Genomic DNA, 23,377 nt, shown 5'->3' on the forward strand with positions numbered 1-23,377 from the left:
CTTCTTTCAATTCTGTGGATCTTCTTTTGTAACTGCAACGTTTAACTCGACTGTAAAGGCTTCAATCACTTGATCCATAACCTGAACGAAAGAATTGAGAAACCTTTTCATTCTTTCCTGATTCAAACGTTTTCCATTAAATTGAAGTGCCAGCTGTATCTCCTGCTTATCAGACATGCTCGCTCCAAGACAAATATCATAGTCGCTTTCCTCTACGAAAGAATGAAGCTCATCCATCGAGAATACAGGTAATAGAACTCCCTTTGCTCTTGTTTTCACGATTTTTCCACGCCATTCGGACAGTGGAACAATCTCAGCTGACTCCTGCTTGAGACATTCGTGGATATTCAATATCAGTTGTTTAAAGTCACTTACTTGAGTAAAGTTTTGATGCAGTTCAATAACCTGAACATGTTTTTGCACAACTTGAATGATAATATCCTGCTCCTTAGAACGTTGGTGGAGTAAATAACAATATATAGCAAGCCATATTTCATTGATGTCCACTTCTAAATCGGCAGCAATATACGACAGATATTGTATCGTTTCACTCTTAGGTGAATAAAAATATTCCATTCTCATTTGCTGTGATCCAAGAAACTCAAAATCAGTTAATGGCCACGACAACAGCGGAACTTTCTTAACTACACTTTGCTGTTTCTGAGCTTGAATATATTCGGACAGTTTAAATATCGTAGGATGCGCGAATAAATCGGTCACTTTAACTACATCAGGATACAAGGAAGTAATTTCTGCTTGCACCCTTATGAGCAGTAATGAATTCCCTCCGATATCAAAAAAGTTGTCGTGAACACTAAAGGTTTCGATCCCTGATAATTCTTTCCAAATCATCGCCAATTGCTGCTCGATTTCGTTATTAGGTAATACTAAAGTGTCGTTTCCTTCTACCAGTCTTTGCGGCTGTGGAAGTGCTTTTCGATCTATCTTCCCATTAAAGCCAAGAGGCATTTGTTCTACTTGAATGATATAACCAGGTACCATATATTCTGGTACTTTTTGCTGCAGCCACTGCTTAACTTCTGTACTGGAAAGGGATTTGCTTGCCACAATATAACCGCAAAGATATACCTCTTGCTGCTTGTTATGCATTACGACTACAACACATTCCCGGATATGCTCATGCTCCAGCACAATATGCTCAATCTCCCCTAATTCAATCCGGAAACCACGAATTTTGACTTGGTTATCCTTTCTTCCCAAGTATTGAATATTTCCGTCTGGCATCCATTTAGCTAAATCTCCTGTACGATACATCTTTTGCCCAGCTTGGAATGGGTGATCTACGAACACTTTTTCAGTCAATTCCGGTCGGTTCACATAGCCTCGCGCCAAGCCATCTCCTGCAATACATAATTCTCCTGGAACACCAATCGGTTGCACGTTGAATTGATCGTTTAAAATCAATAACGAAGTATTATAGATTGGTTTGCCGATCGGCACAGCGTTTGTTGGCGCATTCCAACTGCATTCGTAACTAGACACATCAACAGTTGCTTCCGTTGGCCCATATAAATTAATTAATCGTGTATTGAAATGATCATTTAACCATTTAAATTGATCCACCTGCGGAACTTGCAATGTTTCACCGCTTGCAAAAACATAGGCAAGACTTTTTAGCCCCGGGATCGTATTCAAACGATGGCAATGCTCCAAAAACAGCTTGAGCATAGGTGGAACGAAATGCATATGACTCACTTGATATTGTTCGATTGCTTTCACAATAAGCGTCGGATCTTTTTCCCCGCCATTTTCCAAAAGAGCCACCTTACTACCAGAAATCATCCACCAAAACAGTTCCCATACAGACACATCAAATGTAAATGGTGTTTTCTGTAAAATCACACTATCTTGTAAAAGTGGATATTGATCCTGCATCCATAGGAGTCGATTCGTGACTGATCGATGCTCGATCATTGTCCCTTTTGGCTGCCCCGTTGAACCTGATGTATAAATGACATATGCCAAATTCCGACTCGTATGCACAAGTGGAGGATTGCTGCTGTCAGAATGATAGGATGACTCCTTGTCCACATCAATTTCTATTATTGCTTGAGCTTCGCCTGTTTTCTCTCCTAATAGATTCAAATATTTTGTACGGCTTATTAAAATATTGGATCCGCTATCCTGCAATAAAAATTGAATTCGCTCTGTCGGGAAATCAGGAGACACCGGCAAATATGCTCCTCCTGCTTTCCAAATCGCCAAAATGGAAATCAGCATTTCTGGAGAACGCTCAATCAATAATGGAACAATTCCATCCGGCTTAGTACCGTTTTCACGCAAGGTTCGCGCCAGTTGATTCGCTCGCTCATTAAGCTTACCGTAAGTGAGCGATTCATCTGCCCATTGAATCGCAATATGATCTGCTTTTTCCACTGCCTGGATCTCGAAAAAATCAAGCAGTGTCCGATCATCTGGATAAGCCTTTGATGTTGCATTAAAATCATTGATTCCAACTTGCTTTTCTTGCTCACTCATCCAGTTCAGCTCAGCGATTGTACTAGTTGGATTTTTACATACACTTTGAATAATTTGAATATAATGCTGCAGCATTCTCTCAGCGGTTTCTTTCGTAAATAAAGAAGTCGCATATTCCAGGTTTAATGTAAATGCTGAAGTATGCTCGATAACTTCCAAAGTCAAATCAAATTTTGCAGTTTCATGCTTAAGTGCATATGGCGTAAACGTAATCTCATCTGACCTCAGTTCAGGCATCCCCATGTTTTGTACAATAAACATAGCATCGAACAATGGATTGCGTGAAAGATCCCGTTCAAGCTTCAATTGTTCAATCAAATGCTCAAATGGATAGTCTTGATGTTCAAACGCCTCGATGGTTAACTCTTTCGTTGCAGCTAACAGCTCGCTATAGCTTTTGTCTGCTTCAACTTTTGTTTTTAAAGCTAGCGTATTAACGAACATTCCGATCAGAGGTTGGACGTCTTCATGTGTTCTTCCTGAAACTGGCGTACCGACAACGATCTCATCTTGACCAGCATATTTGTGCAGCAGCACATAAAATGCGGTAAGCAGAACCATATATGGGGTCGCTCCATACTCCACTGCCAAATTACGAATGACCTGCGAATCCTGCTTACTTAATTGTGCAACGATTCGCTCTCCCTCAGTTGTTTTCCTTGATGGTCGCACAAAATCTGTCGGAAGCTGTAAAATTGAGAAGCCATCGGCAAATTGCTCGACCCAGAATTGCTCTTGAACCAAAGCTGACTCACTATCCAACCACTGATTTTGCCACTCCGTAAAATCTTTATACTGTATTCGTAACGGCTGTAAAGTCTTTCCTTTATAAAACGTAATAAATTCATTTGCCAAATGTACAGTAGATAGGCCATCAGCAATCATATGATGCATATCGAACAACAATATATGCTGATTCGGCGATTTCTCAATTAAGACAACGCGCAACAACGGAGCTGCTTCCAAATCAAACGGGCGAAGGAAAGAACGTAGCGTTGCATCCTCTTCTCGTCCATCTACGATGTCGATTGTGAAATTCACCTCTGGATGTACACGCTGTACAGGTACACCCTCGGACCAACTAAAGCTGGTTCGTAAAGATTCATGACGTTCGATAAGTAACCCAAAGGCAGCCTCTAACCTTTGTATATCGAGCAAACCGTTGATCTCAATCGCTTGTGACAAATGATAAGCTGTACTCGCTTCCTCCATTTGATGCAAAATGAATAAACGCTTCTGCGCTGAGGAAAGTGGATAGTTTTCCTTCAACTCCACTTGAGCAATTGGAACAAATAGTTCCCTTTCTGCTGAAGCAATCTGATCAGCCAATTGTTTAATCGTAGGTGACTGAAATACTTCTTTCAATGAAATAGAAATGTGAAAAGCTTCATGTATTTTCATAACGAGTTGAGCAGCACGTAATGAATGTCCGCCTAAGCTGAAAAAATTATCTTGGACGCCAACCTGCTGTACACCCAATATCTCCTGCCAAATCGCAGTCAGCCTAAACTCAATATCATTACTTGGCTTTACATATTCCACTTCATCTCGAGTATGCACGTCCGGTAAAGGCAAAGACTTCCGATTAATTTTCCCGTTTGCACTTAAAGGAAATTGATCCATTCGTATATAGAAACTAGGAATCATATACTCAGGCATACTCCTACTTAAATGCGTGTCCCACTCTTTCCGACTTATTTCTTCATCAGAAATATAGTAACCACATAAGTAGTATTCCGACTGAGCATCTTGATGAGCAATAACGATCGCATCTCGCATCCTGGAATCTGAGCTCATATGGAAAGCAATTTCATCGCACTCAATTCGATAACCACGAATTTTAACTTGATAATCCATTCTTCCTAAATATTCAATTTGACCATCTTCACGCCATCTAGCAAGATCTCCCGTACGATAAAGCTTATTATTTTTGTTGAACGGATGATCAATAAATTTCTCTTCACTCAATTTTAATTGATTGAGATAACCTCGTGCTAAACCATCCCCCGCAATGCATAGCTCCCCAGGTACACCGACTGGCTGCAACTGAAAATGATCATTCAAAACGAGAAGCTGTATATTATCAATCGGTTTGCCTATCGGCACAAGCTGATCCACTTGTTCAGAAAAACAATCAAAATAGGACACATCAACCGTAGCCTCTGTCGGACCATACAAATTCACTAATCTAGTTCCCAATCGCTCATACAATAGTGACTGGAATAACCGCATCTGATGAATATGAAGCGCTTCACCACTTGCAAATATTTGTTTCATACTACTCAGCTTCCCAATATCCTCCGGATGCTGCTGGAGATGTAGTAAAAAGATTTGCAGCATAGATGGAACAAAGTGCAGGGTTGTCACCTGATGCCGGTGGATCGCTTCAATAATTTCGCGTGGATCCTTTTCTCCTTCAGGAGCAAGCAAATGTAAGACCGCTCCTTTTGTAGCACCCCAAAATAACTCCCATACAGATACATCAAAAGTAAATGGTGTTTTCTGCAAAATTACATCCGTTGCATCAATCGGATAGCTTCTATGCATCCAGTTCAAACGATTGATAGCAGATCGATGCTCAATGAGTACGCCTTTAGGCTGACCTGTCGATCCTGATGTATAGATGACATATGCCAAATCCCGTGATTCATTGACGGTTTCAAGCGGACGATCGTCTGCATCATAATTTGACGCCTCATTTAGATCAATTATTTGTATCTCATCATTCGTTAAAGAGATCAATGAAATCAATTTGTTTTGAATTAAAATTCTTTGCGCTTGACTATCTTCAATAATATATTTCTTGCGTTCAAGAGGATAATGAGGATCCAGTGGCAAATAAGCTCCACCAGCCTTCAAAATTGCCCAAATGCCTACAATCATTTCCAATGATCGTTCAGTCATAATCGGAATAATTTCTTCTCGCTGTACACCCGAATTTCTTAGTTTTCTAGCTAGTTGATTTGCCTTTTGGTTAACCTCAAGGAAAGTCCATTGCTGTTCTTGATATGTAAGTGCTACTTGATGTGGGGTGAGAAGAACCTGTTGTTCAAATTGATCTACTAATGTTTGTGTTATAGGATACGGCTCGTACGTTTGATTAAATCCGAATAAATGCTGCTCCATTTCCTGTAGGCTGAGCATATCCAACTTCATTAAGGATAGTTCAGGCTTGCTAATCAGTTGCTCTGCTATTTGTTGAAAATGCTGTGCAAAACGATCCATTGCTGTTCTCAAATAGAGATCGGTATTCATTTCTAAATAACAGCGGAGCTCTCCTTGCTCCTCTAAATAAATATCTAATTTAAAATCAAGCTTAGCTTGTCCTAAATCAAGATCATAGCGTGAGCATTCCCATTCACCGACTTGCCACACTTTCGGGGATTCCAATTGACTATGAACGACAAGCATCGTATCAAACAAAGGATTCCTTGAAGGATCGATGGAAGTATGAGTATCAGCGATCATTTGATCGTAAGGATAATCCGCATGGTCATAAGCATCCATTAATACGCGATGAAGATCTTGAATCCAACTTCTGCATGATTGCTGCTCAGCTAAGCGACAACGAATCGGTAAGAAATTATTGAACATTCCCACCATATCTTGAACCTCAGGATGATTGCGTCCTGCCACAAGGGAACCGATCATGAAGTCATCCTGACCGCAATATTTATAAAGCGCTATACTGTATGCGGCAAACAAAACAGTATGAATCGTTACGTTCTCCTGCAGAGCGAATAAGCGAATTTGCTCCCCGAGCTTTGCATTCACGGTAAATGGAATCGTTTCACCGCGATATGTTTTATGTTCCTGACGTGGGAAGCTAAGTGGCATGTTCAAGACAGGCAACTCACCAGCTAGCTGTTCCTTCCAATATTGCTGCTGCCGAGCAAAATCATCAGATTTGCTTTCCTCCTCTAGCCACTGAACATAATCCCTATAGTGCAGGTGTGGTGCTGAAGACGGTTGTCCCACCATAATCTGAAACATTTGATCTAAGAGCATCTGAACGGAAACCCCATCCACAATAATATGATGCAAATCGATCAGTAAATAATGCTCTTTCTCGGCAGTTTTCAGCAGACAAACACGTACTAACGGAGCTTCGAATAAATCAAATGGATGAATTAAACGCTTTAAATGTTCATCCAATAGATCATGACCTACCGATTCGGTATGAACATGAATACGAGCATGTGGATGCACGGTTTGCATCATATTTCCTTGACTCCAAGAAAAAGATGTTCGCAGTGGTTCATGAATGGCAATCAACTGTTCCAAAGCTGCTTCTACTTGCTTTGGATCAATAGAACCTTTCACCTTCAAAACGATCGGTATATTATAATTTGTACCCATAGATTCAAATTGCTCCTGAATCATCAATCGTTTTTGAGCAGGTGAAACGGAATATTCTCCTTTTTCATTTTCTTGCGAGCGTATAGAAGTAAAGGTTATTCCTTCATTTTGCTGAATCAATGCAGACAATGTGCGAATCGTAGGCACTCGCATAAAGTGTTGAAATAGAACTTTAACATTAAACTGCTCATAAATTCGAGCAATTAAGATCGTAGCTTTAAGAGAATGGCCTCCTAGATTGAAGAAATGGTCTTCTATGCCAATCGGTTTACGTTGTAGTAGCTCTTCCCATATAACCGTAAGCTTACGCTCTATTTCATCCGTTGGCGGCGAGTACGTGTCTTGTTGATTACAATATTCGTTTGGAGATGGCAGCAGCTTTCGATTTATTTTCCCATTCGAAGTTAGTGGCATCTCTTCTAACGAAACATAATCTGTAGGAATCATGAATAAAGGCAATTTTTCAGATAAGTATAATTTAATTTCCTCTGTATTTAGTTCTACATTCGCTACATAATAAGCACATATAGAAGCATTTTCTTTCTCTCCGAGTGATACCACGATCGTTTCTTGAATATGTGGATGAGCAAGTAAACATCTCTCAATCTCACCTAATTCGATACGGAATCCACGAATTTTAACCTGCTGGTCCATTCGATCCAAAAATTCAATATGCCCGCTTGGAAGCCAACGAACTAAATCTCCCGTTCGGTACACTCGCTCTTTCACATCATAAGGATGTTGAATAAACTTTTCCGCTGTTATATCTGGTAAATTTAAATATCCTTGTGCTAATCCATCGCCCGCTATCCAAAGCTCCCCTGGTACACCTATTGGCTGCGGCCGGCCATAACTATCCACTACATAGATACTAGTTCGATTAATCGGCCTTCCTATTGGGACACAGCTCTTTTGATCATCCCATTGATTAATCTCATAATATGTCGCAAACACCGTCGTTTCAGTCGGTCCATATACATGGATGAGCTTGCCTGGTCCAAGTACATGAAACGCCTTTTGCACATGAAGAACGGAAACTCTTTCTCCACCGAATAATATTTTACGAACATGAGCGATCGAGTCGATATATTCATCAACAATCACATTAAACAAAGCTGTGGTCACAAAAAATACCGTTACTTTTTCAGTGACGATAAGTTCACTTAACCGATGCATATCCTTTGTTGTTTCTGAATCAGCGATAACAAGCCTTGCACCATTTAATAGTGCGCCAAAAATATCAAATGTAGAGCCATCAAAAGCATAATTAGATAGCTGCATCAGCGTATCCTGCTCTGTAATCGTAATGTAGTTCGTGCTTTTCACAACTCTAGTAATGTTGTAGTGCATCGTGCATGTCCCTTTTGGATTTCCAGTTGATCCAGAAGTGTACATCACATAAGCTACATCCGCAGCATCATTCATCCGTGGAGGATTCGCACAATTCAAGCTATCATACGATCCATCATCCAATAACAATAAATGTTTAAATTTGGAATAAACCCCCTCACGACTTCGCATCGTTAAGAGACATGCTGCTTGACTATCATTCATCATGTATTCTATTCGTTCCATTGGAAACGTTGGATCAATTGGCAAATATGCCCCGCCAGCTTTAAGTATCCCTAAAATCGCCACAATCATCTCTAGTGAGCGGTCAACAATTAATCCGGCAACAAAATGATTGCCCAGCTCTTTTGAAATAAGCGCATATGCCAATTGGTTTGCTTTTTCATTGATTTCCTGATACGAATAATGTTTTCCTTGGAATACAACAGCAACTCCATCTGGATTATCCCCAGCCTGTCGCTCGAACAACTGAGTAATTGTCTGATCCTTCGGATAAGAATCAAATGCTAGGTTCCAGCCGTTCGTTAATAGCTGCTCCTCCTCAATTGATAAAATATTAATATCTTTAAGTTTTCTGTCTGGAAACTTTACAATGTCATGAATGATACGTATATAATGCTCTGCCAATCCATTTATCGTTTGTTCATTGAATAATTGTGAAGCATAGCGAAAAGTAAAGCCAAGACCTTCTTCGTGAACAGCAGCTTCTAGCGCTAAATCAAATGGAACCGAACTCGGTTCAATAATACTAGCTTGAATTGTTAATTCATTAGCAGTTTCCGGCACAAGCAACTGCTCTTGAAGGACAAAAACATATTCAAACAATGGATTTCGACCTGGGTCGCGATGAACGCCCAATTGCTCTACGACAAACTCAAATGGATAATCTTGAAGCTCGTACACTTCTAGAGACATTTTTTTAATTTCATTTAAGTAGTCCGAATACTTTTTGTCGCCCTCCGGATAGCTTCTTAATGCAGACATATTAACAAACATACCGATCATTCGTTCTAATCCAGCATGATTTCTCCCTGCAATAGGAGACCCGATAATGAGATCCTCCTGCCTGCAATATTTGGACAATAAAATTTTATAGGCAGATAGCAGCACCATATATAATGTCGTGTGCGTTTGCTGTACAAGTTGTTGTAAAGCTATAAAAGTCTCTTTATCTAAATTGAATGTAGAATACGCACCATCATAGCTTTTTGTTGAAGGTCTAAGCTGATCCGTTAACAGCTCTGTCACCTGAAGATCACCTTGTAGCGTATCCAGCCAATATTGTCGCTCGGCATTCATTGGATTCGCAGCCATCATTTCCTGCTGCCAACTAGCATAGTCCCTATACTGAAGTGCGGGAACAGGTAACTGCTGCCCTTGATATAGCTTAATCATTTCATCCATTAATAAATTCATCGAAAAACCATCTGAAATAATATGATGAATATGAATTGATATAACAGATTGATGTTCAGCCCATGACCATACTTGCATCCTCGTTAACGAAGCCTCAGCCAAATTAAAGGGCTGAATAGACGAGCGAAGCTCAGCTTCCAGTGGTTCGTTCTCAACATCCAACCACTCGATAGCAGCAGCAACGTGATCGTGAACTCGCTGCACAATTCCATCCTCCCGAGTGTGGAAAGAAGTACGCAGTACCTCATGTCTAGCTATCAATTCAGAAAAAGCATGTTTCAACGCATCTTTGTTGAGCTTTCCAGTAATCTTCATCACACCTGCGATGACATAAGCCGTTTCTACACCCTCATATTGCTCCACCATATACATTCTTTGTTGTGCAAATGTCGTTGGGTATACTTCTCTTAGTTCCCGAAGCGGCTCTACACGAAGGATTTGAATCTTCTCCGCTTGATCAATAAATCTAGCCATCTCCGCAATAGTCGAAAGCTCAAATATACGCTGGATTGGAACCTCTACTTCGAATTCATGCTCAACTTTGGCTAGAACGAGCGAAGCGCTCAAAGATTGTCCGCCAATCTCAAAAAAATGATCGTCCGTACTAATCTGTTCTCTGTTAAGCACTTCATGCCAAATATTCAGCAGCTTTCTTTCTGTATCATTTTGAGGCAGTTTGCAAACCTTTTGACTGAGCTTTACTTTCATTAAGTTTTCTAGCGTCTGTAAAACACTAGTAAATTCCCCGTTAATAAATTGCTCTGCCAGCTTATATCTTTGTATCTTTCCGCTCGTTGTTTTCGGAATTGTTCTAACTGGAAGCACGTATTTTACATCAATCGCCATGCGGCTGTTCAACGTTCGTTGAATTCTTTCCGCTTGATTCACGAAAGTTTCAGGCTCGCCACGATGTGCCACGAAAAATACAATTTCTTCACTTCCCAATGCATCATTATAAATTCCGCAGGCCGTAGTTCTACCAGGTTGAATCCCTTCTAAAGATTCTATCGTTCCTTCTATATCATGAGGATACACATTTTGACCATTAATAAAAATGATATCCTTATGTCGGCCTGTAACACAAAGTCTCCCGCCTTGCATATAGCCGATATCTCCCGTAATAAACCACCCATCTTCTGTAAATGAATTCGCATTGATTAATGGTGATTTGTAATATCCGGAAGTTACGTTTTTTCCACGAATATGTATATGCCCAACCGTTCCTTCCGGTAGTCGGACATGATCATCCCCACAAATTTGCACTTCACATTCAGCAACCGGAAAACCAACATCAACAAATGTGACCCGATTTCCTTCATGATCTTCACACAAAACTAGTGGGGAGCCGATTTGCAAGGCTTCTCTAGCCGCATGAATAGCTACAACCTCCTCCTCAACGGGAGGAAATGTCACAGCAAGGCTTGCCTCAGCTAGACCATATACCGGAAACATTGCATTTCTTTTCATGCCGTAAGGAGCTAAACGAGTTAGAAAATCATCACATATTTGAGCTGATATTGGCTCTGCCCCGTTATAAATAAGTCTAACGCAGGAAAGATCCCATTCACTTGCAACCGTTTCCATAAAGAACTTAAGGAAATGATGATAGCCAAAATTCGGTGATGAAAGCATTGATATTCGTTGCTTATGAACAGTGTCTAGCCACAACATCGGCTGCATCATAAACAAAGTAGAAGGCATTATCCACTGATTCATGGATGCATATAATGGTGATAAATGGAACCCGATTAAACCCATATCGTGAGTTAAAGGTAGCCAACTGATCGCGGAGTCCTTCTCTGTTGCTTGAGAACCGCCTACGATCGCTCGTATATTTGTAAGCAAATTATTATGGGTTAACATTACACCTTTCGGCTTGCCGGTAGATCCTGAAGAAAATTGAATAAAGGCACAATCATTAGGAGATATATCTGGAGGAGTTCCCTGATCATTGAGGTTTAATTGATCATAAATCAATACGCGTTGATAATTCGTAAATTGATATTTCTCGTGCTGGGCTGACACTTGTTGGAGGTGTTCATACTGTTTAAAATCTGTTGCAACATAGGGATTGTCAAGAATATTCCATACTTCAAAAAATTTATTTATTTGCTCTTCAGTTGTTGCATATTGAATAGGGACTGGGATTATGCCACCTAAAATACAGGCCCAAAATGTAAAAAGAAAGTGATCGTTGTCTTGAAGCAATACAATGACTTGATCCCCTTTCTTCAGTCCTTTCTCTTGCATATAACCGAGATAAGCAGCCGATTTCTGATACAAATCATCGTAGGATACATAATTCTCTTGTTTCCTGCTAACAAACGTAATTCCTTTTTCCTTCGTCCGATTCAAAGTGAGTAACTCAACTAATGTACTCCCCTTATGCATTCCTATGCTACCTCCCCATAATCTACTCTTGCTTAAAGGTCACTATGTCCCTAGCTTAGTTTATTTCGTAGATGAGTGTTGCACATAGTTATACGATTATATTACATATACTCATCTCGAGCTTACAAGGGATACTATTCGACTTTAGGGGGTACTATTCATTGTAAAAAAATAACTGTTTAACCGTTAATATTCTATATTTTGAACATGATATTGTATATAATCTCCAGAAAAATTTTCGATAGCAGTTGAAAGCATATAGCCCTCTAATGGCTGAAAGGTGTAGTATTCCCATTCTCCCTGTAATACTCGTCCAAACTGAAGGGGCACAGCAAAGGACAAAGGCGATAAAGAAAACCCCATCCCCTTTGCTTTAATATGTGCTTCCTTTCTCGTCCAAAGCATAAAAAACGCTTTGAATCTCTCCTCCTCGATAAGTTGCGTATTGACATAACCCATTTCTATTTCATCAAATACTCGAGGCATGACAACCATATGATCTTTAACAATATGCTCTACGTCTACACCAATGTCGCCAATTGTCGTAATCGCGCAAACGATTACTTTGTTCGAATGCGAAAGGTTAAAAAATATTTTATTATTATTTTTGTAATAATGGTCAGGGAGAAATAGCTTGCCATATTTATTTTTAATAAAATGAATATCATGCGGATCACAGCCTAATCGCAGAGCAAGCTGTGTTTTTAACACAATACGTCCAAGCAAAAACTCCGTTTTTTTGAATTCTACTTGATAGCGATGATAGACCATTAACTCATCTTCATCTAACAGACTAAGATCCCGTTCGAGCTTACTCCTATCAAATCTCTCTCCTACTGGCACTACATACAAATTGATTTCGTTCAATTGATCTTCCTCCTACTTTTGAATTTCATTCTATTATTATTCATAGCTTAAGTAAGATAATAGCAGCTACGTCATATGACATTGTATACGATATTCCATCTTACTAGAATATACATACTCGATCAACGGATATTGGAAATTGCGAAGACATAGGAGCAAGTATTTGCATTCCCGAGCTATAAGAAATGATAGAGCCTAGTATACTAGATCTTGAAACGTTTTATCGATATTTCTAGGAATAAGGTTGGAGCGTGGGGCTATATACCTAATCAAAAAGATCCATGCAATCAAAAACATCCAGTAGATTAGTATGGAAAATTAAAAACGCAACCTCAGAGGAACCCCCTAAAGTTGCGTCCATTGCGTGTATGAATAAGTTCTTAAACAATCCCGAATATGCTACTTAAGCAAAACGGAAGCGCAAGGCTTTGTAACAATACCCAGCAACGTGTCCGCCTGCGGACACGAGCGACCACTGCCCTTGCACGAGGCTTAAAAAAAAGGTTCAAAATGTGGGCTTTCAGAACCGAGCAGGTGAAGCGTTACTTGAGCAAGGCGGAAGCGCAAATGTACGTGGTTGGTACATGCGAACCGTACTTGCCAAGTTCGCTTCAGATGCGATGTCGAGTAATCCTCGAAGCATACCCATCGTTATCAAAGCACGCATTTTGAACTACCACTTATAATGAAGGTTCAAAACATTCGCTTGTCAGCACCAAGAAGATGACCCACAGCGGAAACGAGTAGCACAGTGTACGTTATTGGTACACGAGCACACACAGGCTTTCGATGGGGGGCATATTCGCAGCCGACTAAGCCACGTTAGCAACTCATCGTGATCACGAGTGGATGTTTTGAACTACCTATATCAGGTTCTTTTCTCTTTCTGTAAGTCTTCTCCCATACACATCAACCACCAATTCTCCGCCATTTAGACCAATGACACGATCGGCATATCTTTCTGCCCAATCCCCTTGATGAAGAACTGCAATAACGATAATCCCTTGTTCTTTACATAGTGCCTTCAATTCAGCTAATACTAATTCTGCTGCGTGTGGATCAAGTCCTGCAACAGGTTCATCCGCTACGATTACTTTAGCACCATGAACTAAAGCTCTTGCAATTGCAATACGCTGTTGCTCACCACCACTAAGATTTTTCGCTTTCATCTTAGCCTTATCTAGCAATCCGCGTTTCTCAATCATATCCATTGCGCCCATATAATCGTCATTACGAACCATGCCTGTCCAACGTCTCCACGCAGGGGTCTGACCAACCGCACCGATAATAACGTTCTTCAAAGCTGTCTTATCAGGAAACAGAAATGGCTTTTCTTCTAAGTACGCTACTTCTCGCTTAACTTTAAACTTTGCACCGAATCCACCTTCAAATACATTTTTCCCATTAAATATATATTTGCCAGATGTCCAGTTTTGTTGAAGTGCGAGACATTTCAACAATGTAGATTTTCCGCTTCCGCTTGCACCTTTGATCGCTATGAAATCACCTTCATAAGCATCGAAAGTAATATTTTTTAACAATTTTGGACCACCAGGAATTGATTTAGATAGTTTTTGTATTCTTAACATTTTTCGCATCCTTCCCATTTATGCAAACGCTTATACTACTAGTTTACGTTAAAAAAACAACACTTTCCATACGAACAAATGTTTGGTATAATATTATCAGAACACATGTTCTAATAATTCATTATTAGGAGGCTTGATTAACATGCATTCCAATCGTCAACATTTTCGTTTCGTAGAGAAATTCCCGCCTCAACGAGATCTTACTTTCACTTTTTTTGATGATGGTAGACTAACAATTGAAAATAATGATACTGGTGAGCAAGTTAAGCCTTCAGAATTACATCGAGAAAGTAAAGATTTCTATGTACAGCGTCGTATTTCCTATATCAAGAACAAACTATTAGAGTGCCAACAACGTCATGCATAATAGTGTCATTTATGGTAATATAGTTCCTTATTCATTGACTGAATCGCTCCAATGGGGTAGATTGAACTTACAAGCATCCATGTAGATAAGGAGTTTTCATATTATGTCGCAACAAATTTTGTTTGATCTTGATGATACATTAATCTATTGTAACCGTTACTTCTTTCGAGCTATAGATAAATTTGCTGAACAAGTGGTAAGTTGGTTCAATCATCCTATGGTAACCATTGATGAAGTGAAAACTAAGCAAACTCAGTTAGATACATTACTTATTGCTGAGAGTGGCTTCAAGAGCGAACATTTTCCTCAATCATTTATTGAAACTTATTATCATTATTGCCAATTAATTGGTCGCGCTTCCTCACCTATAGAGATCGATACTCTTCAAAAACTTGGACGTGCTGTATATGGACATGAAACGGAAGCTTATCCTCATATGGAAGACACGTTGAAACAATTAACCGAGCAAGGACATCAACTTCACCTCTATACTGGTGGTGAGCAAAAGATTCAATTACGTAAAATACAAGATATGTCTCTAGATCGATACTTTGATGATCGCATATATATTCGTCAGTTAAAAAATATTGCAGCTTTAGATGAACTACTTACCGCAAATTCATTTGAACGTGAGCGTACTTGGATGATCGGAAACTCCATTCGCAACGATATTGTGCCTGCATTATCCGCTGGAATCCACGCTATACATGTCGTTGTTCCCGATGAATGGTGCTACAATATTATAGATGTTAATGTTGAGCCTAAGGGTCAATTTTTATCCGTTCAATCGTTGCAACAAATTCCACCATTCATTTCACGCTATTAATCTTTCTAAGATCATTCTTGTAGTTTACGCACGTAAAAAGATCAGTGACTTAATGTCACTGATCTTTTCTTTTCCCTATACAATTATAGAGGTTGAATTATTAATCGGGTATTAGATTTTTTTCCATACAGCAGCATTACTAGGATTTTCATTTTGTGTCCACCATTTAGCTTCATAGGAAACACCGTTATATTGGACTTTATCTCCGCCAACATACACTTTTGTAGAAACCCATTCAGGTAGTTGACTGCCTTCGCCTCCACCTGACTCACCACCACTAGATTCACTAACTAATTGCCATACTGCCGACTGGCCAGGTGTCTCATTTTGTGTCCACCATTTAGCTTGATAAGTAGCACCGTTATATTGTACCTTAGCTCCAACTAAATAAACCGCAGTAGAACTCCACTCTGGATTAGTGCCACCATTGTTTCCACCATTTTCCGCTGCTGTAGTAATAGTTACGACTGGAGAAGCTTGTGATTTCGCACCTGATCCATCAACAGCTCTCACAGTGTACGCATATGCTGTATTGGCAGTTAACCCTTGATCTACATAAGAATTTGTTGTAGTTGTTCCTACTAGATTGCCATTACGATAAATTTCATAATTAGCAATACCTGTTGTTGCTGTAGAAGCAGTCCATTTCAGCGAAATACTTGTATCAGTTTTGCTAGCTGCACTAACATTTGCAGGCACGCTAGGTCCTTGTGTTGCACCACTGCTCACAATGTTAGCATCGATAACTTGATAGAAAGCCATCGGCGTATCCCAGATATCCCATACTCCAAGAATTAGGTGATAACCTGTACGATCAGTAGGGATATTACATTCATGTGATGTTGTAAAGTCTGGTCTAGCTCCTTCATCATAAAATTCACAGAACAGTTCAATATCATCGCGACCTAACGGTTGATTAGGATCCCAGTCTGCTTTTGTAATGTAATATTTCCAATTTTCTGTTGCATGAGCAGCAGTAAGCTTCCATGTAAACGTATTCAATCCAGTTTGAAGAGTTACTTTTTTCCAACGATCTGATGTTTGTTCATCAAGTTCCTTGAAGATTCCTCCACCCGCGATTTGACCGTCTGCAGGACCGTTTGTCGGGAAGTTTCCAGTTGTTTCGATACTCTGTGGTTCATATTGCACACTACCACAATTCGTGTTTTCACCTAGCTTACACATATATGACCGGCTATTAGGTCCTTCGATATAACCGTGAGCGGAAGCCATTTCTGCAAATACGATAGAGATTAAGAAACAAATTACCAATGCAGAAAAACCTACCATTAGTGCTTTTACTTTGGAAAATACACGAGGATTTAAACTTTGAATCGTCATTATAACTCTCCTTTTTCAATAGTATTTTTGAAACATAATATTTAATGGTCAATTTTGGAAGTTTATCTGGAAAATAATGCTTATGACCACGTTTACATACTACCATTATTTCGAATTTTTCATATAGGTATGAAGTGCTTTTCACGAACTTTATGTAAGTATTCTGAGATTTACACTTATCTAAGATTTAAGATACTGTGCAATGATTTTTTGAAAACATAATGTCTTATGAACTAATTTGAAATTGCATTCGTCAAAATTTGATTAGTTATATTCGCCTAGTAATTTCACAATTTGAAGGTCTAAAGTGACTCAATTTCAAAAAATGAAATTAAAATAATAAATAATTTGAACTAAGATATATTCCAACATTTTTTCCCCACGCAACAAACAAGCCATTATACCTGTACTATAATTTCTCAGTAAATACAAAAGAAAGATCAGCAACACATCTCGTTGCTGATCTTTCTCTAATCAATCATTTGAATCGATACCATTGGCTTTCATATCTATTGATAATTCTCCTGTATTACGATTGACTAACACAATGCAACCGTCCACATGCTCACCACCAGGAGTATACAGCTTCAAGGTTGGAGTAGAGCCGCTCTTAATCAATGTCTTAAGATCGTGTGGTGTAATAGAATGTCCGAACACGTCTCGTCTAATGATAACGGAGCACCCTGAACGATAATGAGAACAGCCATAATCTTTGCGTCCCATGAATAACTGTCCACCACAGCCTACTCTAGGGCAAGAAGTAATCAATTGTAAGCCACTCGTTGCGCTCGCAGCTTTATCTCTAGTAGTTATTGTAGCTTGCCCAATTGCATTAACCTGACTTGCTGATGTTTCAGCCTTTGAGCGACTAGCTGCTGATGCAGCTTGTGAGCGAGTCGTTTTTGTAGCTTCGGGATCCTTTACTGCTGTTTTTCTAGTACGAGGTTTAACCTCTTTTGTCTCCGTTTTATCAGCATCCGCTTTTTTGGTGCTCCGTGTTCGTTTCGTAGCAGCTTCCTGTTTCTCGAATGAAGATTTGGCTACCATCGGTTGCACCCGTACTTTATCAACGATCATCGTAGCAAACTTCTTCACATTATTCATAAATTGCTCATTCGATGCGTTTCCGCGAGCAATATCATTCAATCGTTTCTCCCACATTCCGGTCATTTCAGGTGAAGTTAGAAGCTCTACACCCGCTCCGCGAATGAGTTCTATAGCGATTTTCCCTTTGTTCGCAATCGTTATCTTCTTACCAACCATCGTAATATAGCCTACTGTCTTCAATCTCTCGATCGTCGAAGCACGAGTTGCCGGTGTGCCGAGTCCAGAATCTTTCATAGCCTCACGCATTTCATCATCTTCGATCTGCTTCCCTGCACTCTCCATAGCTCTTAGAAGCGTTCCTTCTGTATATGACTTTGGTGGCTTTGTTGCTTTCTCTCTTGCTATTGCTGTTTTGCATAACACATCAGCATCCGCATTCAACTCGAATGGTTGATCAAGTTCAGTTACTTCTTCTTGTTCATCACTATCTGCATTAGCTTTCTTTCGCTTCGTTGCCGCTTCTTGATTCTGATCGTTGTAAATCACTTTCCATCCAAGTTCTAACAACTGCTTCATATTACTTTTGAATAAGTGCTTTTCCACTTTTGTAAGAACAGTATGTCCCGTATACCTTGCAGGCGGAAAGAATTGGGACAGAAATCTACGCACGACAAGATCATATAGCTTTTGTTCATCTGCTGAGAGTGAAGTCGCTTTACGTACCGTTGGCATGATCGCATGATGGTCTTCTACTTTTGCAGGATTACAAATCGATTTATTACCAATATGTACGAGCGACCGATCACTTTGTTGTACCCATTGACCGTAACTTGTATTTTGTAATGCACTAAGTGCTTTATGCATCTCTGGTATATTTTGTTCTGTTACATAGTTAGAATTCGTACGCGGGTAAGTTATTACTTTATGCTTTTCATATAAACTTTGAGCAATATCTAGTGTTTTCTTAGCAGAGAAATTAAGCTTACTATTCGCCTCACGTTGCAATAATGTCAGATCATACAATCGATGAGGGTATTCCTTAATTTCTTTCGCTTCATAGGACTCTATTACCCCTCGCTTCCCTTTCACATCGGAAACGATTGCGTCAGCTTTTTCTTTTTCTGTAATCCGGTCACCTTGCCAAAGCCCTTTATAGTTTGTTTCTTCTTGTTGGAACTGAGCTTCAACATCAAAAAATGTTAATGAATCAAATTTTGCTATTTCAGCTTCACGATCATAGATTAATGCTAGTACTGGTGTTTGAACTCTACCAACAGACATTAATTCATTATGTTTCGTTGTAAATGCTCTAGTTCCATTCATACCGATAAGCCAATCCGCTTCGCTTCGAGCAGATGCTGCTAGCGTAAGATTATAATATTCAGATTCCGAACGTAACTCTTGAAATCCTTTACGGATCGTTTCAGCAGTTAAATCTGAAATCCATAACCGCTGGACAGGATGATTCAACTTTAAGTACCGTTGAATAAGCGAGAAGATATATTGTCCTTCTCGCCCCGCATCACAAGCATTGACAATATGATCACAACGTTGTGCTAGTTCTTTTATCACTTTCAATTGATCAGCTGTTCGCTTATTTGCTATTAATTTGAATTGCTCAGGTATAATTGGTAAATGAGAAATATTCCATTTTTTATATCGATCATCATAAGCGTCTGGTTCTGCTAATCCAACTAAATGACCAATCGCCCAAGAGATAATATATGTGTCACCTTCTAAATAACTACGCATATTTTTCGCTTTCGGCTCAATAGCAGCAGCAATATTTCGACCCATATCAGGTTTTTCGGCTATAATTAATGTCTTCATAATAACTCCTTCATGATTCATTCACTAATAATTAATGTTGTTAATCATTAATATAATTAATCATGGTAGTGAATAAGCTATTTACTCCAGTTGACCAATTCGGGTCTTCTGCATATTTACGATTAATCCAAACGATCGGATCGATATCTTTAGGACGATCCTTACTTAAATTTACAAGAGTTCGAGCAGCAATGGCAGTCGAATCTTCGATTGTCGTATTATAATCTTCCCAACTATGAAATACATTAAAAGGATTATTAGCAATTTCTTCCGCTCGTTCATTATCACGACTTACAAACCCTTGTTCCTGACCTGTAATTGCGAACAGAAGAACTGGATGGATATTGAATTGTTTGGCAGTATCCATAATAGCTGTATAGTAAGGTTCATCAACGAGCATAGAATTCCGCCCATTCAAATATTGAATCAATAACGACTCATCAAATGTTGTATATTGAAAAGAAGACGGTAGTTCATTATAAGCTAATACTTCCGTAGTTTCGATAGTTGCACTTTGATTGGTTACCTTATTCGCAGTTTGCTTGTCCTTTATAATGGCAGGTGAAAAATAGGTGTACATACTAACAGCAGCGATAAGTACAATACAAGCTAGTCCGTAGCCTACACTTTTCTGATGTTCGTTAATGAGTTTTGTTACTTCATTCCACAACGACCACTTACTTGTATCTGTATCCGTTGTTACGCCTTTCTCTGATCTCCAATTACGGAGTAAATCAAATTCTTCGTTCGTTAACGATGCTTGACTACAAGCCTGATCAATGTCTAAGAGCGAGACTGGACGTTTCTGCGGAATAACGACTTGTTCAATCAACTGATTCGTAATCTGACGTTTTAATTCTGGATGATATGATGGCAACTGACGCTCAATAACCTTTACAATAGCATCTGCAACGATTTCAGCATGTTTCTCTTGGGGTAAATGTGCATATTTGTGTTTAACATAGAACCGTATGCGATCCACTGAATCAAGCGATAGAACACTACTTTGCTCCATAAACAGCTTCAGCCTCATTTCTCCAACAGTATTTATATTCACTTTCAGTTATCAAAGTCCGCTTTTTGAACTACCTCTAAACTTTTCTCTATTGTACGGCTTTTGCAATCCGTAACTGGACCTGGTCTGACTCAATATATTGTCGTACCTGCTCTTTTTCAGAGAAAGTCAGTTGATATTCACAATCACAACCAACATCCTGTGAAACCATCTGCGCAATAGTACCTTCATGTGAACAGATAACTAGAATATTAAAGTCGATCAGATCAGTGGGGATTGGCGTACTTTCCAATACTATTGGAACGAGATTAATATCAACCCACTGTTGATCTCTTTTCTCAATATGTATATCATATGTAATAAATTTCAACTCTTCTATAGTATCTAATCCGTATTTAATCAAGCAGTAATCTCCTTAATGAACACAATATAATCATATTTTATCATAAATTAGCTCTGTATGGACAAGTACTTAGAGATCATACAACATATTAATACGCTCTTGCTTATCCTTAGTAACATACATCTTTACTAATACAATCTAATCTGATCACATAATAAATTAACCATAAAAAAAGCGAGGAATTGTCATCCCTCGCTTTGCAATCATCTTTTAACTTTATTGAACATCTATGGATATCATTGAACATTATAGAATATCAATTAACATTTATTCACATCTTTAATTATTATTCAAACAATTCCGGATAAAACCCTTTTGCTAACGTCTCAACTGTATACGCCATTCTATCACCAGGCAATACACTCTCCAATGAGATCGTTACAAATCGCTCTTCTTTGAGTGCCTCTAATTGTGAAAGGACAGGGTCACTATTAATTTCAAGCAATTTCTGTTCAAGCGCAGGCACATCATAATCATGGATTAAGATGACATCTGGCTGTCTTGCTAATATTTCCTCATAACTAACTGTAGACCATTGCTTGTCAGTAATATCATCAAAAATGTTTTTACCACCAGCAAGTTCGATTAATAATGTCTCAAAATTTGTTCCTGTAGCGGTAAAGACACCATTACCACCACTATCGTAGACAAGTACTTTAACTGGCTCTTGGTCAGCAACGACTTCTTTGATTTGTGACATTCTATCTTCTTGATCTTTAATAAATGCTTCTGCAGCCTCATTAATTTGGAATATGGCACCAATATCACGAATTTCTTGATACATTTGTTCTAATGTAGTCGCACTGTTCACATAAGTAGTCATACCGTACTCTTCTAATTCATTGATATCGATAGCTTCTTCACCAAATTCCCAGTCGATCCCATATACAAAATCTGCGCCACTTGTTAGTACTGCTTCACGCGTAGCAGGTCCATACGTTAATTCGGGAATTTTCTCATACTCTTCTTCATAGGCAGGTAGAGCTCCTCTACTATGATTGTCTAAACTATTTCCGATAATATATTGTGATAATCCTAAAGCGATGAACAATTCCGTTGTATTAGGGCCTAATGTTAGTACTTTGGAAGGCTTCTGCGTAATCGATAATTCTCTACCATAATTGTTAATCGTTAAAGGCGTAAACTCAGCTTGTCCTTCATCGGACTCATTTACTTTTGAACCATTATTAACTTTAGAGTTATTTCCCGTACAGCCAACCAACGCCCCCACTAATACGATAGAACTTAACATTAATGCAATTTTTCTAAGTTTCATACTCTTATCCCCTTATCTCTATATACTAGCTGGTAAATAAGTAATACTAATCTTCTTAGTTAACGGATGAACAATAATATGTGTTCGAATGCCAAACACCTCACCTAATAATTCTGAAGTTAGTACTTCTTCTGGCGTACCTGAAGTGAATATCTGTCCATTCTTCATGACATAGATACGATCGCAATAAAGCGCTGCAAGATTCAAATCATGGATCGCTGACACTACAGTTAACTTCAGACCTTTAATTAGATCGAACATTTGCAATTGATACTGTATATCCAAATGATTCGTTGGCTCATCTAACATAAGAAAGTTGGTTTGTTGCGCTAGAACTCGAGCAATAATGACACGTTGTTTCTCTCCACCTGATAAATCTAAATAATTCGTTTTTGCGAGATGAGTGAGACCAACATTATGTAAAGCTTGCTCTACAATTTCTTGATCTACTTTCGTATCCACATCGAATAGTTTCTTATATGGACTTCTGCCCATCGCAACAATTTCATCAACATTGAAGTCAAAAGGTATCGTATGTTCTTGTCCGACTACCCCTATTTTTTGTGCTATTTTTTTCGTGTTTAACATTTTATAATCGTCGCCATCAAGTAATATCGTCCCTGTGTCTGGCTTCAGTGCTCGATACAAATTCTTCAAAAGTGTCGATTTACCACTCCCATTCGGCCCAACGATACCTACAAATTCACCAGCAGCGACATGAATGGAAATATCATCTATTATTGCCTGTTCGCCGTAACTATAGCTTAATCGCTCAACCTGCAGTCTCATTCCAACCTCCTA

Annotated in this window: 12 protein-coding genes; 3 read left to right on the plus strand and 9 right to left on the minus strand. The window is 39.0% G+C overall.

The features are described 5' to 3' along the window. Positions 1-6: 6 nt before the first annotated feature. Both NAG76_19055 and NAG76_19060 read right to left on the minus strand, forming a co-directional pair. The gene (locus NAG76_19055) at positions 7-12,015 is read right to left on the minus strand and encodes an amino acid adenylation domain-containing protein (GenBank protein ID URN93902.1); all 12,009 of its coding nucleotides are present in this window, start codon (positions 12,013-12,015) and stop codon (positions 7-9) included. A 186-nt stretch (positions 12,016-12,201) separates the two neighbouring features. Then, positions 12,202-12,882 (minus strand): 4'-phosphopantetheinyl transferase superfamily protein, encoded by a 681-nt coding sequence (locus NAG76_19060; protein URN93903.1) that lies wholly within the window; start codon positions 12,880-12,882, stop codon positions 12,202-12,204. Between the two features lie 512 nt (positions 12,883-13,394). Here NAG76_19060 and NAG76_19065 point away from each other — a divergent pair. Further along, positions 13,395-13,568: a hypothetical protein gene (locus NAG76_19065; GenBank protein URN93904.1), complete on the plus strand. Its 174-nt coding sequence runs from the start codon at positions 13,395-13,397 to the stop codon at positions 13,566-13,568. A gap of 177 nt (positions 13,569-13,745) precedes the next feature. Here the strand turns inward: NAG76_19065 and NAG76_19070 are convergent, their stop codons facing one another. Continuing rightward, positions 13,746-14,471 carry an ATP-binding cassette domain-containing protein gene (locus NAG76_19070; GenBank protein URN93905.1) on the minus strand — a complete coding sequence of 242 codons (726 nt, stop codon included), beginning with the start codon at positions 14,469-14,471 and terminating at the stop codon, positions 13,746-13,748. Positions 14,472-14,613: 142 nt separating this feature from the next. Between NAG76_19070 and NAG76_19075 the strand changes: the two genes are divergently transcribed. Next, positions 14,614-14,838, plus strand: a complete 225-nt coding sequence (locus tag NAG76_19075; protein ID URN93906.1) for a hypothetical protein — start codon at positions 14,614-14,616, stop codon at positions 14,836-14,838. Between the two features lie 103 nt (positions 14,839-14,941). After that, positions 14,942-15,664 (plus strand): HAD family hydrolase, encoded by a 723-nt coding sequence (locus NAG76_19080; GenBank protein ID URN93907.1) that lies wholly within the window; start codon positions 14,942-14,944, stop codon positions 15,662-15,664. 111 nt (positions 15,665-15,775) lie between these two features. Here NAG76_19080 and NAG76_19085 read toward each other — a convergent pair whose 3' ends face one another. The 6 genes from NAG76_19085 to NAG76_19110 all read right to left on the minus strand — a co-directional run bounded on the left by NAG76_19085 (position 15,776) and on the right by NAG76_19110 (position 23,365). Continuing rightward, positions 15,776-17,005, minus strand: coding sequence for a lytic polysaccharide monooxygenase (locus NAG76_19085; GenBank protein URN93908.1), 1,230 nt, complete (start codon positions 17,003-17,005; stop codon positions 15,776-15,778). 474 nt (positions 17,006-17,479) lie between these two features. Beyond that, positions 17,480-19,882: a DNA topoisomerase 3 gene (locus tag NAG76_19090; protein ID URN93909.1), complete on the minus strand. Its 2,403-nt coding sequence runs from the start codon at positions 19,880-19,882 to the stop codon at positions 17,480-17,482. A gap of 40 nt (positions 19,883-19,922) precedes the next feature. Further along, entirely contained in the window at positions 19,923-20,897 is a 975-nt protein-coding gene (locus NAG76_19095) for a hypothetical protein (GenBank protein ID URN93910.1), read from the minus strand. 88 nt (positions 20,898-20,985) lie between these two features. Then, entirely contained in the window at positions 20,986-21,300 is a 315-nt protein-coding gene (locus tag NAG76_19100; GenBank protein ID URN93911.1) for a hypothetical protein, read from the minus strand. 286 nt (positions 21,301-21,586) lie between these two features. Next, positions 21,587-22,576 (minus strand): ABC transporter substrate-binding protein, encoded by a 990-nt coding sequence (locus tag NAG76_19105; protein URN93912.1) that lies wholly within the window; start codon positions 22,574-22,576, stop codon positions 21,587-21,589. Positions 22,577-22,594: 18 nt separating this feature from the next. Continuing rightward, complete coding sequence (locus NAG76_19110; protein URN93913.1) at positions 22,595-23,365, minus strand: heme ABC transporter ATP-binding protein; 771 nt, start codon at positions 23,363-23,365, stop codon at positions 22,595-22,597. Between the last annotated feature and the right edge of the window lie 12 nt (positions 23,366-23,377).

The sequence above is a fragment of the Candidatus Pristimantibacillus lignocellulolyticus genome (genome assembly GCA_023639215.1).
Taxonomy (GTDB): domain Bacteria; phylum Bacillota; class Bacilli; order Paenibacillales; family Paenibacillaceae; genus Pristimantibacillus; species Pristimantibacillus lignocellulolyticus.